We start from the raw sequence: 14514 nt of genomic DNA on the forward strand, positions 1-14514 counted from the left end.
CGAGGCGCGGCTCGTAGTCGGGAACGCGCCGGGACGGCGGGCGCGTTCTCGCCTTCCCACCACCGCACGACCCATGTCCCCCCGACCCCTCGTGGCCGCCCTCGCGGTCCTTCTCGCCGGCTGCGCCACGCTCGGCGGCGCCAACTACTACTCCGTCGACGAGGAGTGGCAGGCCGGCGACCAGCTCGAGGCCCAACTCCGCCAGCAGCTCCCGCTCACCAACGACCGGACGCTCACGCGCTACGTCGACCGCATCGGCCAGGCGATGGCGCGGCAGACGGAGCTCGGCAACCGGCGCTGGCGGTTCTTCGTCGTCCGCGACGACGCGATCAACGCGTTCAACGTGCCCGGCGGGTTGGTCTACGTCAACACCGGGCTGATCGAGAACGTCGGGAGCGCGGGCGAGCTGGCCGGCGCCATCGCCCACGAGGTGGCCCACGGTGCCGCTCGTCACGGGACCCAGCGGCTGTCGAAGGCCCAGGAGACGAACGCCGTGGCCGGCGTGCTGCTCGGCCGGAGCGGCGGCGTCGAGCGGATCGCGGCCCAGATCGCGGCCCAGGGCGCGTTCGCCTCGTTCTCGCGCGCCGACGAGCGCGAGGCCGACCGGCTCGGCGTCCAGATCATGGCCCGGGCCGGCTACGACCCCGACGGGCTCGCCGACCTGCTCGAACGGCTGGCGGCCCAAGAGCGCGGCGGCGGCGTCGCCTTTTTCCGCTCCCACCCGCTCTCGTCCGACCGAATGGCCGAGGTCCGCCGGCTCGCCCGGGCCTACGACGGCCAGCGCCTGCGGACGACCGACGGCGAGTTCGCCTCCGTCCGCCGCCGCGCCGCGCAATTGTAGGGAAATGGGAACGGGGAACTGGGAAATGGCAGAGGGGCGCGGATAGGTTGTCCTCTGCCAGTTCCCCTTTCCCATTGCCCATTTCCCTCTCCGACTACGCCTTCGACCTGCCGGACGGCCTGATCGCCCAGCGGCCGGCCGAGCGCCGCGACGGCTCGCGGATGTTGGTGCTCCACCGCGACTCCGGGGCCGTCGAGGACCGCCGGTTCGCCGACCTCGGCGAGGTCCTCGCTCCGGGCGACGCGCTCGTGTTCAACGACACGCGCGTGGTCCCGGCCCGGCTGCTCGGGCGGCGGCCGACGGGCGGACGGGCCGAGCTGTTTCTGGTAGAGCGCTACCCCGACGGCACGTGGTCGGCGCTGGCGCGGCCCGGCCGCACGCTGAGGGCCGGCGCTGAGGTGGTTCTGGACGGCGGGTTGACGGCCCACGTCGAGGCGGTCGAAGACAGCGGGCGGCGGCGCGTCCGGCTGCTCCGGGACGGCGCCCCGCTCGATGTGGAGGCGGAGGAGGCCGCGCTCGAAGAGATCGGCCGGATGCCGCTGCCGCCCTACGTCGACCGCGAGGCGGACGCGGCCGACCGCGAGCGGTACCAGACCGTCTTCGCCCGGCACCGAGGCGCCGTCGCCGCGCCGACGGCCGGGCTCCACTTCACGCCCGAGACGGTCGAGCGCTTGCGGGCCGCCGGCGTCGTCACGGCCGAGGTCACGCTGCACGTCGGCTACGGCACGTTTGAGCCCGTCCGCGCCGACGACTTGCGCGACCACCGCGTGGCGGCCGAGCGGATCGAGGTCTCGGCCGAGACGGCGGCCACGTTGAACGGCGTCCGCCAGGCGGGGGGCCGGGTCGTGGCCGTCGGGACGACCTCGACGCGGGCGCTCGAGACGGCGGCCGACGCCGCCGGCCGGTTCTCGGCCGTCTCCGGCCCGACCGACCTGACCGTCGTGCCCGGCTACCGCTTCCGCGCCGTCGACGCGCTGCTCACCAACTTCCACCTCCCCGAGTCGTCGCTGCTGGTGCTGACGGCGACCTTCGGCGGACGGGAGGCGGTGATGGAGGCCTACCGCCACGCCGTCCGCCAGGGCTACCGGTTCTACTCCTACGGCGACTGCATGCTGATCGTGTGACGCCCCCGGGAGGCGTGTGGGGGTATGGGAGGAGGGGGTGGGTAGCGACCTCGGCCTCCTCCATCTTGCCATCCCGAGAGGAGCGAAGGATCGCATACGGGATCGCGAAGAAAGCAGCGCGTTCTCCTATGAGGTCCCCTCTCCCTGAGGGAGAGGGACAGGGTGAGGGGGAATCAGGCGGGGCGCCCACGCACAGCGAACTCTCCGACTCCGTGCCAGCATTGGTTCGAGTCCATCGGCGCCGTGCCCTACGGCGTGGAGGGCTGGCGTCGAGACCCTTCGCTGGCGCTCAGGAGGACGAGGGGGAAGGTTGCGATAGACCTGCCCGCCTGGGCCTCAAGGCGAGCGGCCGGCCGCCGATACTCCGGGCCCACCGCCGCGCCCATGTCCGACCGCCCCCCGCAGACCCGCCCCGACGCGCCGCTGAGCGGCGTGTACGCCTCGGCCGAAGACGCCGTGTTCGAGGACCTGAGCGTCCCCGGCGACGGCGCCGCCCGCACCGCCACGCCCCAGTGGGACGCCGTCGAGCCGCCGGCCGTCGAGGCTCTGCCGACCGAGCCGCCCGTCGTCCAGCTCGGCGACCCGTTCCGCGAGCAGGGCGACGGCGCGCCGGCGCTCGACTACGACCCCGACGACGGCTTCCGCATCGACTTCGACGACGAGGACGAGGCGCCGACGACGGCTCTCGCTCCCGTTCCCCACCCCGCGCCGGCGGCCCGGCCGAGCGGCCCCCCTGCGCCTCCGCCGGTCCCGCCGGTCTCGGCGTCGCCGCGCGACGAGGCCCGCCGCTCGACCCGGCGGACGCTCCGGATGCTCCGCCGTCACTGGCCCGTCGTCTTGGGCCTGACGGCGCTCGGGCTGGCGGCGGGCGCGGCCCACGGCCTGCTCGCCGAGCCGACCTACCGGGCTCACAGCGTCCTGCTCATCGTCGCCGACGACGACGCGGTCGGCGGCGTGGCCCGGGCCCCGGGCGAGGACGTGTCGCGGGTGGTGAACCAGGGGCTCGTGCTCCAGCAGGCGCCCGAGATCGCCCAGCGGACGGCCGAGGCGCTGATGGCTAGCCCCGAGGCTGGGTCGTTCTCCGTCGTCCGGGCCGCCGCCGAGCGCTACGGCGAGCCGGTGACCGCCGACGTGCTGGCCGACCACCTCCAGGAGAGCGTCGTCTCGATCGAGCAGGCGGCCGACCAGGCCGACGCCATCCGCGTCGAGGCCGAGGCCGGCGGCGCCGACGAGGCCGCGCTCATCGCCCGGCTCTACACCGACGAGTACACGTCGCTCACGCAGTCGACCTCGCGCCAGCGGTCGACCCAGACGCGCCAAGCGCTCGACGAGCAGATCGCCCGACGCCAAGGCGAGCTCGACGAGATCGAGCACCAGCTCGAACGGTTCATGACGAGCCAGAACGCGGCCGGGCTCGACGAGCAGACGCGCGTGACCGTCAGCCAGATCGGCCAGCTCCAGGGCCAGCTCGACCTGGCTCGCGTCGAGGCCCAGACGAACCGGGCCCGCCTGGGCCAGCTCCGCGCCGACCTCGCCTCGATCCCGGCCCGCCTGGAGCGGAGCGCCGACGTTCCGTCCGCCGTCGAGACGGCCGACCTCGACACGGAGATCGCGCGGCTCGAACGGCTGCTGGAGCAGATCTACACCCAGAACCCCGAGCTCCGCGGCGACCCGACCGGCCACCCCGACGTCGCCGGCATCGACCGCCGCCTGGCCGACCTCCGGGCCGACCGCCGCCGCCGGGTCGGCGCCCAGACCGACGCGGCCGTGGCCGCCGGCGGGCTCGACCTGTCGAGCCAGGGCTCGAACGGCCAGGCCTACGTCGCCGAGCTCCAGCGCCAGATCTCGTCCGTCCAGGCCGACCTCGCTGGGGCCGAAGCCCGAGCCGCGACGCTGTCGCAGCGGTTGGGCCAGGCCCGGGGCCAGCTCCGCGCCGTGCCCGGCCAGCAGGTCGAGCTCGACCAGCTCGAACGCCAGCGGTCGACGACCGAGGCCACACTCGGCCAGCTCCGAGGCGAGTTCGACCGGGCCGAGCTGGCCGAGACGACCGAGCTCGGGTTCGCCCAGGTGCTCCGCGAGGTCCAGGTCCCCCGGGAGCCGGCGTCGCCGTCGCTCCCGCTGTCGCTCGGGCTGGGCGGCGTCGCCGGGTTGCTGCTCGGGCTCGGGCTCACCGTCCTCAGGGCCCAGGCCGACACCCACGTCCGGACGCCGGACGACCTGCGCGACCACGGGTTCACGGTCGTCGGGACCGTCCCGGACCTCAAGGCCGCGCTCCGCGGCGGGCGCCAGGAGGTCGAGGGGGCGCCGGTCCACCCCGGGCTCGTCGCGCTCACGCGGGCGTTCGCGCCCGAGGCCGAGGCCTTCCGCCACCTCCACGCCGGGCTCTACGCCGGCGGCGGCGGCCACCCCCAGGTGGTCCTCGTCGCCGGCCCCGACGCCCACGCGGGCACGAGCCTGGTCGCGGCCAACCTCGCCGTCGCCGCCGCCCAGGCCGGCCGCCGGACGCTGCTGGTCGACGCCGACCTCCGGCACCCGGCCGTCGCCGACCTGTTCGGACTGGGCGGGCGGGCGCCGCTGGGCGAGGGGCCGCCCGGCTCGAACATGGTCTACTGGAGCACGGCCGTCCCCAGCCTCCTCGCGATGACGCCGCGCGAGACGGCCCAGTCGCCCGAGCAGATGTGGGCCCCGCACCAGATCGGCACGCTCCTGCTCCACCTCCGCGACGCCTTCGACCTCGTCATCGTCGACACGCCGTCGGCGCTGGCCTCAGCCGACGCGGCGCTCCTGGCCCCCCACGCCGACGCCGCGCTCCTCGTCGCCCAAGCCGACCGGACCGACGTCGAGGCGATGGCCCAGGTGGCGACCGAGCTGGCCGGCGTCGGGCTCACGCGCGTCGGCGCGGTCCTCAACCGGTTCGACCCGCGCCGAGCCGTCGGCTTCAAGGCCACGGCCGGCGTCCGCCACGCGGCGCGGGCGTAGGGCGGGGCCACCGAGTCTCCGCCGACTGCACAAACGAGAAGAGTCGTTCCCACGCAGGCGGGGACCCAGAGTGACGAGCGGACACGTGGCCGGCGACCTCGTGCGGCCAGAAGGCGCCGTCGCCGCCCCGATAGGTTCCCCGGGCCCCAGGTCTGTCGCACACTCCCTTGACTCGTCATCCTGAGCCTGCGAAGAGCCTGCCCCCGCGAAGGCGGGGGATCTCAGCACGAACGACCAGGCTCGTCGGCACCGCTTCTATGAGCTGGACGTCCGCGTTGAGATCCTTCGCGTTCGCTCAGGATGACACGGTGGGGGCTTCCGGGGTGCCAAGCGCCGAGGGTGCGATTAGCCCTGGCCCGGGTCCGGAATGGACTCCGCGTGCGCGGGAATGACGGTGGGGAAGAGGAGCGCGCGTGATGCCAGGCGGGAGTGGCCGGGGTGGCGACCGCGTCCGTCAGATCGGACTGAAGGCCACCCCGCAACCGCCGATACCCACCGTCCCGTTTCCACTTCCCTCCCCATGCGCCGTCTCCTGTTGCTCGCCGGCCTCGCGCCGGCCCTCGCCCTCGCCCAGCCCGTCGACCGGCCCGTCACCCGGATCGGCCAGAGCGAGCAGACCGTCAGCAACGCGCCGGGGTACTACCGGCACCACCTGCCGGGCGAGGCGACGATCCAGGTCCAAGTCGAGGGGTCCGTCGTCAACCCCGGCCTCTACGAGATCGCCGACGAGACCGACCTCCGCCAGCTCTTGGCGCTCTCGGGCGGCCCCCGCGTCGAGACCCGCGACCGGACGAGCGACCGCCGCATCGAGCTCCGCCTGATCCGGCCCGGCACGGGCTTGCTCTACGGCGCGCTCCTGGCCGACGCCGCCGCCAACCCGGCCGTCATCCCGCCGCTCCGCCACGACGACGCCCTCCTCGTCGAGGTCATCGAGCGCCGTCGGTTCGGGTGGCAGGACGCCGTGACGGTCATCGGCGCCGCCGGCACGGTCGCGTTCCTCTACGACGTGTTGACCCGCTAGGTCGGCTGGGAAGGAGTATGGGAGGAGGGGGTGTGGGAGTCGATTCCCTCCCACACCCCCACACTCCTCACTCCGTACCGCTCGCCAGCAGTCCGACCAAACGACGCCCCCCCGATGGCCCTTACACGCTCCACGATCCAAACCACCCTGCGCGGCTCGTGGCTGCGCCAGGGCACGTGGAGCGTCCTGGACCAGGCCCTGTTCGCCGGGGCCAACTTCCTGGTCAACGTGCTGCTGGCGCGGTGGCTGGCGCCTGAGGCCTACGGCGCGTTCACGGTCGCCTTCGTCGTGTTCCTGCTGGCCGGGACCGTCCACAACGGGCTCCTGGTCGAGCCGATGCTGGTGTTCGGGCCGGAGCGGTTCAAGGGGCGGACGCCGGCGTACCTCCGCCTCCTGCTCCGGGCGCACGCCGGGTACAGCGCGGTGGCTGGCGTCGTGATGGCGCTCGCGGGGGCCGGGTTGTGGGCGATGGGGAGCCCGGCGCTGGGCGGCCTGTTCGGAACGCTGGCGGTGGCGCAGGGCGCGATCCTGGCGCTGTGGCTGATGCGGCGCGCGTGCTACCTCGTGTCCCGGCCCGACTGGGCCGTCGGCGCCGGAGCGCTGTACCTGGTGCTGCTGGTCGGCGGCGCCGTCGCGCTGGACCGGGCGGAGCTGCTGTCGGGCCCGGCCGCGCTCGGGCTGATGGGCGCCACGTCGCTCGTCGCGGCGGTCGTGCTCGCCGTCCGCCTCGGTGTCCCGCTGCGGGCCTACGACCCGACGTTGCCGGCCGTCGCCCGGCGCGCCCACGCCGAGTACGGCCGGTGGGCCGCGCCGACGGGCGCCGTCGAGTGGGTCCAGTCGGCGATCCCGTACCTCGCGCTGCCCGTGTTCGTCGGGCTCGAAGGGAGCGGGGCGCTGCGCGCGTTCTACAACCTGGCGATGCCGGCGCTCATGGGGTTCTCGGCCCTGGCGACCCTCGCCCTCCCCACGTTCGTCCGCGCCCGGGCCCGGGGCGAGCTGGCGCCGACCGCCCGCAAGGTCGCGGGCGCGTTCGTCGGGCTGGCGCTGGCGTACGGCGCGCTCGTCGTGCTGGGCGGCCGGGCCGCCGTCGAGTGGTTGTACGCTGGCCAGTACGCCGTCTCGACGCCGATCCTGTGGCTGCTGGCGCTGGCACCGCTGGGGGCCGCCGTGGCGAACGTGCTGGTCACGGTCGTCCGGAGTGCCGAAAAACCCCAGGCCGTGTTCAAAGCCCGGGCGGCGACCGTCGGCGTGACGGCCACGGCGGGGCTCGCGATGACGGCCGCGCTCGGCGTCGTCGGCGCGTTGCTGTCGGACGTGGTTGGGTTGGTAACCGAGATCCTCGCGCTCGTCCGCCCCGCCCGCCGGGCGCTCCAGCCGCCAGCACCCGACGCGCCGTCGGCCGAGCCCGCGGTCGCCGAGCGGGCCGTCTTGGAGCCCGCCTGACGATGGACGCCGCGCACCCCTGGGCCTTCCGCCCCGACGCCGTCGCCCGGCGCCGGCCGTTCGGCGACCGCTACACGACGTTCTTGGGCGCGGTCCTGATCGGGTACGCCGTGGCGGGCCGCGGCTTCGCCTACCTCGGCGTCCCACCCCTGTTCATCGGCGAGGTCGCGCTCGCGCTCGGGCTCGTCGCGCTCGCGGGCGCGTCGCGGCGGACGAGAGTGGTGGAGGGGACGACGTTGCGGCTGCTCGTCGGGCTCATCGCCTGGGCAGCGGTCCGCGTCGCGCTCGGGTTTCCGACGTGGCGGCTCGACGCCGTGCGGGACGGAATGGTCGTGCTCTACGGGCTGTTCGCCTTGGTCGCGGCCGGCCTCGTGCTGGAGCAGCCGGAGCGGCTGCGATGGCTCGTCGCCCGCGTCCCGCGCCTGGTGTGGGCGCTCGTGCTGGTCGGATTCCCGGCCCACGCCTTTATCCAGGTGTTCGAGGTGTTCCCGGTCTGGCCGTGGGCCAACGTCCTGATCGTCCAGACCAAGCCCGGCGACCTCCTCGTCTTCCTGGCCGCGGCGGCGACGGTCGTAGCCGTTGGGTTCCAAAAGCCCCGCCCGGCCCTGCTGCTGGGGCTGACCGTCGGCATCGTCGGGTTGATGGTGGTGTCGCGCGGGGGGATGCTGGGGTTCGTGCTCGGCGTGAGTCTGGCATGGCTGTGGAAGCCGGCCGGCGCCGGGTACGGCCGGTTCGTCTACGTCGGCGCGCTCGTGATCGTGCTCGGGCTGGTCGTCGGCTCGTCCGGGATCCAGGTGAACGACGGCGCTCGGGAGTTCTCGGTCGAGCAGGTCTGGGAAAACCTCAAGAGCGTCGCCGGCCAGAGCGACCAAAGCCAGCTCCAGAACACGGCCGAGTGGCGGCTCGAGTGGTGGACGAAGATCGTCGGCTACACGGTCGGCGGCGCCCACTTCTTGGACGGCAAGGGGTTCGGCATCAACCTCGCCGACGACGACGGCTTCAGCATCGACGACGAGGGCTCGCTGCGGAGCCCGCACAACTCGCACCTGACGATCCTGGCGCGCGGCGGCGTCCCGATGGTCGCCGCGTGGCTCCTCCTCCAGGGGCTCTGGCTCTGGGCGGTCGGACGCGCGGCGCGGACGGCGCGGCTCCTGCGGCTCGATGCGTGGGCGGGGTTCTACGCCGTCTGCGGGGCGCTGTGGCTGGCGGCCCACGTCAACGCCACGTTCGACGTCTACCTCGAAGGGCCGATGGGGGCGATCCCGTTCTGGACCGTCTTCGGCTTGGCCCTGGCCGGGACGCGCTTGCAAAAGACGCACCCGCACCTGCTGGACGACTTGCGCGTCGGCGGGCCCGCGCCGTCCGCCGGGCCGGCGTGGTCGTGGGCCCCGTCGGCGGACGTGGCCGCTCCCTATCCGCCAGCGTCGTCGGTATGACCGGTCCTTTCGCTGTCCTTCCTCCATCCTCCCGGCACGTCACGGCGCCGTCGGGTTCTGCGACGCCCGTATCGCACCCCACCCCAACCGTCATTCCCGCGACCCCGGAGGGAAGGCGCCAAGCCAACGCGGGAACCCATGCGGACTTTGTCCTCGGCGAGCGGCCCCCTATGGATCCCCTGGATCCCCGCGTGCGCGGGAATGACGGCATGAGAGGGAAGGGCCAGAGTGCGACAACCAACTCCTACCTGTGCGTCCGTGGGAGGGACTCCTGTCTGTCGTGTAGCCGGGGGAGACCCTGACCGCCATGCCGTCGCCCACCTCCGCCCGTCCCCGGCTTCTCTTGGGGTGCTACACCTGCCACCCGACGCTGGGCTCCGAGCCGTTCGTCGGGTGGAACCGCGTCGTTCAGGCGGCCCGGTTCGGCGACGTCGATGTGCTGCTGTGCGCCGGGGAGGCTGAGGCCGAGGTCCTTGAGGCGGCCGTCGAGCGGGAGGGGCTGAGCGGCCGGGTCCGGTTCCACACCGTCGAGCACACCAAACTTGAGCGGGTGGCCCAGCGCGTCCCTGGCGGGTTCTACCCGACCTACCGGCGGTGGCAGCGCCGGGCGCTCCGGCTCGCGCAGCGGCTCCACGCGCGCCGCCCGTATGACCTCGCCCACCAGGTGACGTTCTGCGGCTACCGCGAGCCGGGCGACCTGTGGCGGCTCGACGTCCCGTTCGTGTGGGGCCCCGTCGGGGGGACGCAGAACACGCCGGCCGCCTTCCTCGACACGGCGACCGTCGGGATGGCCGTGACCGAGCGGCTGCGGACCGTCGCGAACCGGGTCCAGCTCCGGGGCCGGCGCGTCCGCCAAGCCGCCGCCGCCGCCGACGTGCTGCTGGCGGCCAACTCGACCGGCAAGCGCGACCTGGAGGGCGTGCTGGGCCGGCCCGTCCGCCAGCTTCTCGAGACGGGCACCGGCCCGGTCGGGGTGGAAAAGCGGTGGGCCGAGCGCGAGCCCGGCCCGTTCCGCCTGCTGTGGGCCGGCCAGCTCAACCCGACCAAGGGGCTCCGGCTGGCCGTCCAAGCGCTGGCGGACCTCCGCGCGGCGGACGGCGACCCGGACGTCAAGCTGATCGTCGTCGGCGACGGGCCCGAGCGCGACGTGGTGGCCGACGTGCCGGGCGTCGACTGGCGCGGGTGGATCCCGCGTCCCGACCTCATCGACCTCTACGCGAAGGCGGATGCGTTCGCGTTCACGAGCCTGCGCGACACGTCGGGCAACGTGATGCTGGAGGCGTTGGCGGCCGGGCTCCCCGTCGTCTACCTCGACCACCAAGGCGCGCACGACGTCTGCTCGGGCGACTGCGGCGTCCCGGTCCCCGTCACGACGCCGGACGACGTGGTCCGCCGGATCGCCCAGGCCGTAACGGCGCTGGCGACGGATCCCGCGCGGTACGACCGGCTCAGCCGGGGGGCCATCGAGCGGGCCCGGTCCCTCGGCTGGCGCGCGAACGGGGACGCCGTCAACGCGCTCTACGCCCAGGCGCTCGGCCTCGACCCCGGTTCCTCCGCCCACCCAGCCGGCGATGGCGCTCTGCTGACGGACGAGACCCGCCTCGAACTCGTCGCCCGGTGAGACACCCCGCCCCCATGACGCCGACCCTTTCCCCGCCGCTCCGCTCGCGCGCGCCCGAGGCCCGCGACTCCGCCGACCCCGCAGACCGCCCGCTGACGGTCCTGCTCGTCCACAACCTGTACCAGCAGCGGGGCGGGGAGGACGGCGTGTTCGAGCGCGAGGGGGCGCTTCTCGAAGAGCACGGCCACCGGGTCTTGCGCTACACGCTCCACAACGACGACGTCGAGGGGATGAGCCGCGCTGGGCTTGCCGCGCGGACCGTCTGGAGCCGGACGGCCTACGACTTCGTCCGCCAGACGGTCGAGGCCGAGGGCGTCGACGTGGTCCACGTCCACAACACGCTGCCGCTGGCGTCGCCGTCGGTCTTCCACGGGGCGCACGCGGGCGGGGCGGCGACGGTCCACACACTCCACAACTACCGGCTGGTGTGCCCGGGCAACCTGCTCCTCCGCGACGGCGCGATCTGCCACGACTGCGTGGGCAAGGCGTTCGCGGCCCCGGCCATCCGTCACAAGTGCTACCGCGGGAGCGCGAGCGCCACAGCGGCCGTCGCGGTCACGACCGCGCTCCACCGGGCGTTTGGGACGTGGGACCGGGCCGTCGACCGCTACGTCGCGCTGAGCGCGTTCGCGCGCGACCTGTTCGTCGAGGGTGGGCTCCCCGCCGGCCGCATCGCCGTCAAGCACAACGCGCCCGAGGCGGTCCCCGTCGCCGGGCCCGGCGGCGACCACGCGCTGTTCGCCGGGCGCCTGGCCCGGGGCAAGGGGATCCCTGTTTTGCTCGACGCCTGGGCAGGGGACCCGTCCCTCCCCCGGCTCCAGATCGCCGGCGACGGCGAGCTGGCCGACCTCGTCCGCCAAGCGGCGGCCCGCGACGACCGGATCGAGTGGCTCGGCTGGCTCGGCGCCGACGAGATGCTGTGGACCGTGGCCTCGGCCGCCGTCCTGGTCGCCCCGTCGACGTGGTACGAGGGGTGGCCGCTGGTGGCCGTCGAGGCGATGGGCGTCGGGACGCCGGTCGTCGGGACCGACCACGGCGCGTTCCCCGAGATGATCGTCGACGGCGAGACGGGCCGCCTCGTCCCGCGCGGCGACGCGGCGGCGCTGGCGGCGGCCGTTCGCGACCTCACGGCCGACCCGGCTCGGCTGGCCGAGGTCCGCGAGCAGACGGTCCGCCGGTTCGGCGAGCGGTTCTCGCGCGACGTCAACTACCGCCAGCTCCGGGCCATCTACGCCGACGCCGTCGCCCAGCACGCCGCCGCGTAGCGTGGTTGTCCGCGCCCTTCTGTACGGCGAGGTCGAGAGTTCAGGGTTCGCTGTGGTGCGGGCCCTCGTGAACCCTGAACTCTGAACCTCGGCTCCGATGACCGGCCCTCTACACAGAACACGCTCCGTGACTGCCGACCCGCCCCGGATCGCCCTGGCCGTCCCCATCTACAACGGGGCGCGCTACCTCGCCGACGCGCTCGCGGCGCTCCAGGCCCAGACCGAGCGCCGATGGGTGGCCGTCGTGACCGACAACGCCTCGACCGACGCCACGGCCGAGATCGTCCGCCGCGCCGCGATGGCCGACTCCAGGATCCGCTACCACCGGAACGCGACGAACCTGGGCGCCAACGGCAACTTCAACCGCTCGATGGCGCTCGCCGTGACCACCGGCGCGCCGGCCGTCAAGTGGGTGGCCCACGACGACCGGCCCCGGCCGGACTACCTCGCCCGGTGCCTCAACGCGCTCGACGCCCACCCCGACGCCGTTGGCGCCCACTCGGCGATCTCGCTGATCGACGACGACGGGGCGCCGTTCCCGCACGACCCCGAGGCCGGCGGCTTCCTCGACGGCACCGGCGTCTGGCGCTGGACGCCCGACACCCAGCGGGCGTTCGCCGACCCCGACCCCGGCCACCGGCTCTCGCGGTTCCTGCACGATAAGGCCGGCCAGTGGCTGATCTACGGCGTCTGGCGCGCCGACGCCGTGGCCCGAACGCGGCCCTTCGCCATGCCCGGCGTCGAGGACGCGCTCTGCGCCGAGCTGTTGCTCCGCGGCCCGGTCGCGTTTGTGGACGAGGTGCTGTTCGAGCAGCGGCACCACGCCGGGAGCGCGCGCCACCTGTCGCGCCGCGACTACATCGAGTACGAGACGGGCGTCCGCCCCAACGGGTGGGCGTTGCCGTCGGCCGGCCGCGCTGTCGAGTTTGCCCACGCCATCCGGCGGGCGCCGCTCGACACGGCCGGACGGCGGGCGGCGTGGGGCGCCCTGGCCCGGTTTGCCCTGGGCACCGACCGGCTCCGCAACGTGGTCGTCCCGGGTCCCAATAACTACTTCGGGCTGGGGGCGGGGTAGGGGTCGGCAGGCAGCCGGAGGTCCCCAGCGCGGATCGCAGCGGGGTGCCCGCCTCCAACCTGAGCCTAAGATCAGGTCCCTGGGTTCATGCCTCACGCTCGGGCGACGGACCCTCACCCTGTCCCTCTCCCAGAGGGAGAGGGGACGCCGAAAGTGCCCTTGCGGTGACGAGCGGCGTGAGGCCCAAATCATCAGAGCAGGTATAAGACCACTGGCCGCGGCCCACCCACCGTCGCGAGCCTCCGCCTGTGGCACAATCTGTGCTGTCTATCATGGCACTTCCGCCTGCCGCTCCGATGCTCCCTCGCTTTACCGCTCTCTTCCTGTTCGCGTCGGCCGCGTTGGCCCAGCCCATCATCACGCCGCGCGGCGGCGACGCCACGTTCGACGTGGCGACCTGGAACATCGAGCAGTTCGGCGACCCCTCCCCGTCCACGCCGCCCGACCAGCGCCAGATCCACAACGCGGAGGCCATCCTCTCGCAGGCCGAGATTGACCTGTGGGCGGTCCAGGAGGTCAAGACGCAGGAGGTGTGGGACGACCTGCTCGGCCGGCTCCGGGACGACGGGTACGCCGGCCGGCTCGGGACGGAGCCCACCTTCGGCGACCTCAAGGCCGGGTTCATCTACGACTCGACCGTGGTCTCGGTGATTGGGACGGGGACGCCCCTCCCGGTCACGGGCAGCTTCGGGGGGAAGCAGCCCTTCGAACTCCACGCCCAGGTCACGGTCGGCGGCGAGACGAGGACGGTCCGCGTGATCGCGCTCCACGCCAAGAACGGGAACAGCGAGAACGACCACTTCAACCGGACGCAGGGCGCGCTCAAACTCAAGGCGTACATCGACGAGCGGATCGCGGAGGGCGAGTCGGTCATCCTTTTGGGCGACTTCAACGACTTCCTCACGCGGGGCCGGTGGCGCGGCGCGACGGGGTCGCCGTACGCACCGTTCGTCGAGGACGCCGACTACGTCGCGGCCACGGTCGCCCTCGAGAACGCCGGCATCCCGACGATCTGCGGCGGCGACCCCGCGTGCTTCGGGGGCACGACGATCGACCACATCCTCTACACGTCGAACTTCCCGGCCCAGCTCGTCGAGGTCGCCCGCTACGACGAGGCCCTGACCGAGGTCGAGAACTTCTTCGTCACGACGTCGGACCACGCGCCGGTCCTGGTCCGGTTCGACCTCGCAGCGCCCGTCGTGTGCGACTGCACCGAGCCCCCCCCGGTCCGCCTGCTGCCGCCCGCGCCGCACCCGTTCCGCGGGCCCACCGACCTGCGGTTCGCCCTCCGCGCCGCGTCCGACGTCCGGCTCGAGGTGTTCGACGTGCTGGGCCGCTCGGTCGTCGAGGTCGAGGGCTCGTTTGGGGCCGGCGACCACGCGGTCGCCCTCGACGGCGCGGTGCTGGCGCCTGGGGCCTACGTCGTCCGCCTGACGGCCGGCGAAGCCGTGCGGTCGTCCGTCATCGTCCGGGCGGACTGAGGGCCGGAGCACGGGCTCGCGGGTCGGTGACGGTGGGCGTGCCGCCCAGGATCTCGGGGTCGGAATGGTAGACGGCGGATCGGTTCATCGAATCGAGGGTCGGGTTTCCAATCGAACGCCTCCGACCTCGCTCAGATTCAGCACGGCGTGAACGGCCGTGTACCAGTGGACCGCTTCCCCGCCCGCCTCCTCACGCCCGCCCTGCCCCAATCGACCGGAATCGCCGCC

General features: G+C 73.7%; 10 protein-coding genes. All 10 read left to right on the forward strand.

Going from position 1 to position 14514, the window contains the following annotated elements; translation table 11 throughout:
* Positions 1 to 73: 73 nt before the first annotated feature.
* The 10 genes from ACOOHE_RS07235 to ACOOHE_RS07280 all read left to right on the forward strand — a co-directional run bounded on the left by ACOOHE_RS07235 (position 74) and on the right by ACOOHE_RS07280 (position 14286).
* Positions 74 to 841 carry a M48 family metallopeptidase gene (locus ACOOHE_RS07235; protein WP_420457137.1) on the forward strand — a complete coding sequence of 256 codons (768 nt, stop codon included), beginning with the start codon at positions 74 to 76 and terminating at the stop codon, positions 839 to 841.
* Between the two features lie 80 nt (positions 842 to 921).
* Positions 922 to 1965 carry a tRNA preQ1(34) S-adenosylmethionine ribosyltransferase-isomerase QueA gene (queA, locus tag ACOOHE_RS07240; protein ID WP_420457605.1) on the forward strand — a complete coding sequence of 348 codons (1044 nt, stop codon included), beginning with the start codon at positions 922 to 924 and terminating at the stop codon, positions 1963 to 1965.
* Between the two features lie 384 nt (positions 1966 to 2349).
* Positions 2350 to 4944 (forward strand): GumC family protein, encoded by a 2595-nt coding sequence (locus ACOOHE_RS07245; protein ID WP_420457138.1) that lies wholly within the window; start codon positions 2350 to 2352, stop codon positions 4942 to 4944.
* Positions 4945 to 5464: 520 nt separating this feature from the next.
* Positions 5465 to 5965 (forward strand): hypothetical protein, encoded by a 501-nt coding sequence (locus ACOOHE_RS07250; protein WP_420457139.1) that lies wholly within the window; start codon positions 5465 to 5467, stop codon positions 5963 to 5965.
* A gap of 114 nt (positions 5966 to 6079) precedes the next feature.
* Positions 6080 to 7408, forward strand: coding sequence for a lipopolysaccharide biosynthesis protein (locus ACOOHE_RS07255; RefSeq protein WP_420457140.1), 1329 nt, complete (start codon positions 6080 to 6082; stop codon positions 7406 to 7408).
* A gap of 2 nt (positions 7409 to 7410) precedes the next feature.
* Positions 7411 to 8844: an O-antigen ligase family protein gene (locus ACOOHE_RS07260; protein WP_420457141.1), complete on the forward strand. Its 1434-nt coding sequence runs from the start codon at positions 7411 to 7413 to the stop codon at positions 8842 to 8844.
* Positions 8845 to 9151: 307 nt separating this feature from the next.
* Positions 9152 to 10465 (forward strand): glycosyltransferase family 4 protein, encoded by a 1314-nt coding sequence (locus tag ACOOHE_RS07265; RefSeq protein ID WP_420457142.1) that lies wholly within the window; start codon positions 9152 to 9154, stop codon positions 10463 to 10465.
* Between the two features lie 14 nt (positions 10466 to 10479).
* Positions 10480 to 11730 (forward strand): glycosyltransferase, encoded by a 1251-nt coding sequence (locus ACOOHE_RS07270; RefSeq protein ID WP_420457143.1) that lies wholly within the window; start codon positions 10480 to 10482, stop codon positions 11728 to 11730.
* 127 nt (positions 11731 to 11857) lie between these two features.
* Complete coding sequence (locus tag ACOOHE_RS07275; RefSeq protein ID WP_420457144.1) at positions 11858 to 12805, forward strand: glycosyltransferase family 2 protein; 948 nt, start codon at positions 11858 to 11860, stop codon at positions 12803 to 12805.
* 296 nt (positions 12806 to 13101) lie between these two features.
* Complete coding sequence (locus tag ACOOHE_RS07280; RefSeq protein ID WP_420457145.1) at positions 13102 to 14286, forward strand: endonuclease/exonuclease/phosphatase family protein; 1185 nt, start codon at positions 13102 to 13104, stop codon at positions 14284 to 14286.
* The last annotated feature ends 228 nt before the right edge of the window (positions 14287 to 14514 follow it).

This window comes from Rubrivirga sp. (assembly GCF_965213695.1).
Lineage (GTDB): Bacteria > Bacteroidota > Rhodothermia > Rhodothermales > Rubricoccaceae > Rubrivirga.

What these genes read in the sequence shown, in the direction of transcription:
- ACOOHE_RS07260 (WP_420457141.1), top strand. Translation starts at nt 7,411, where the DNA reads ATGGACGCCGCGCACCCCTGGGCCTTCCGCCCCGACGCCGTCGCCCGG.
- ACOOHE_RS07280 (WP_420457145.1), top strand. Translation starts at nt 13,102, where the DNA reads ATGCTCCCTCGCTTTACCGCTCTCTTCCTGTTCGCGTCGGCCGCGTTG.
- ACOOHE_RS07255 (WP_420457140.1), top strand. Translation starts at nt 6,080, where the DNA reads ATGGCCCTTACACGCTCCACGATCCAAACCACCCTGCGCGGCTCGTGG.
- ACOOHE_RS07245 (WP_420457138.1), top strand. Translation starts at nt 2,350, where the DNA reads ATGTCCGACCGCCCCCCGCAGACCCGCCCCGACGCGCCGCTGAGCGGC.
- ACOOHE_RS07235 (WP_420457137.1), top strand. Translation starts at nt 74, where the DNA reads ATGTCCCCCCGACCCCTCGTGGCCGCCCTCGCGGTCCTTCTCGCCGGC.
- ACOOHE_RS07265 (WP_420457142.1), top strand. Translation starts at nt 9,152, where the DNA reads ATGCCGTCGCCCACCTCCGCCCGTCCCCGGCTTCTCTTGGGGTGCTAC.
- ACOOHE_RS07270 (WP_420457143.1), top strand. Translation starts at nt 10,480, where the DNA reads ATGACGCCGACCCTTTCCCCGCCGCTCCGCTCGCGCGCGCCCGAGGCC.
- ACOOHE_RS07250 (WP_420457139.1), top strand. Translation starts at nt 5,465, where the DNA reads ATGCGCCGTCTCCTGTTGCTCGCCGGCCTCGCGCCGGCCCTCGCCCTC.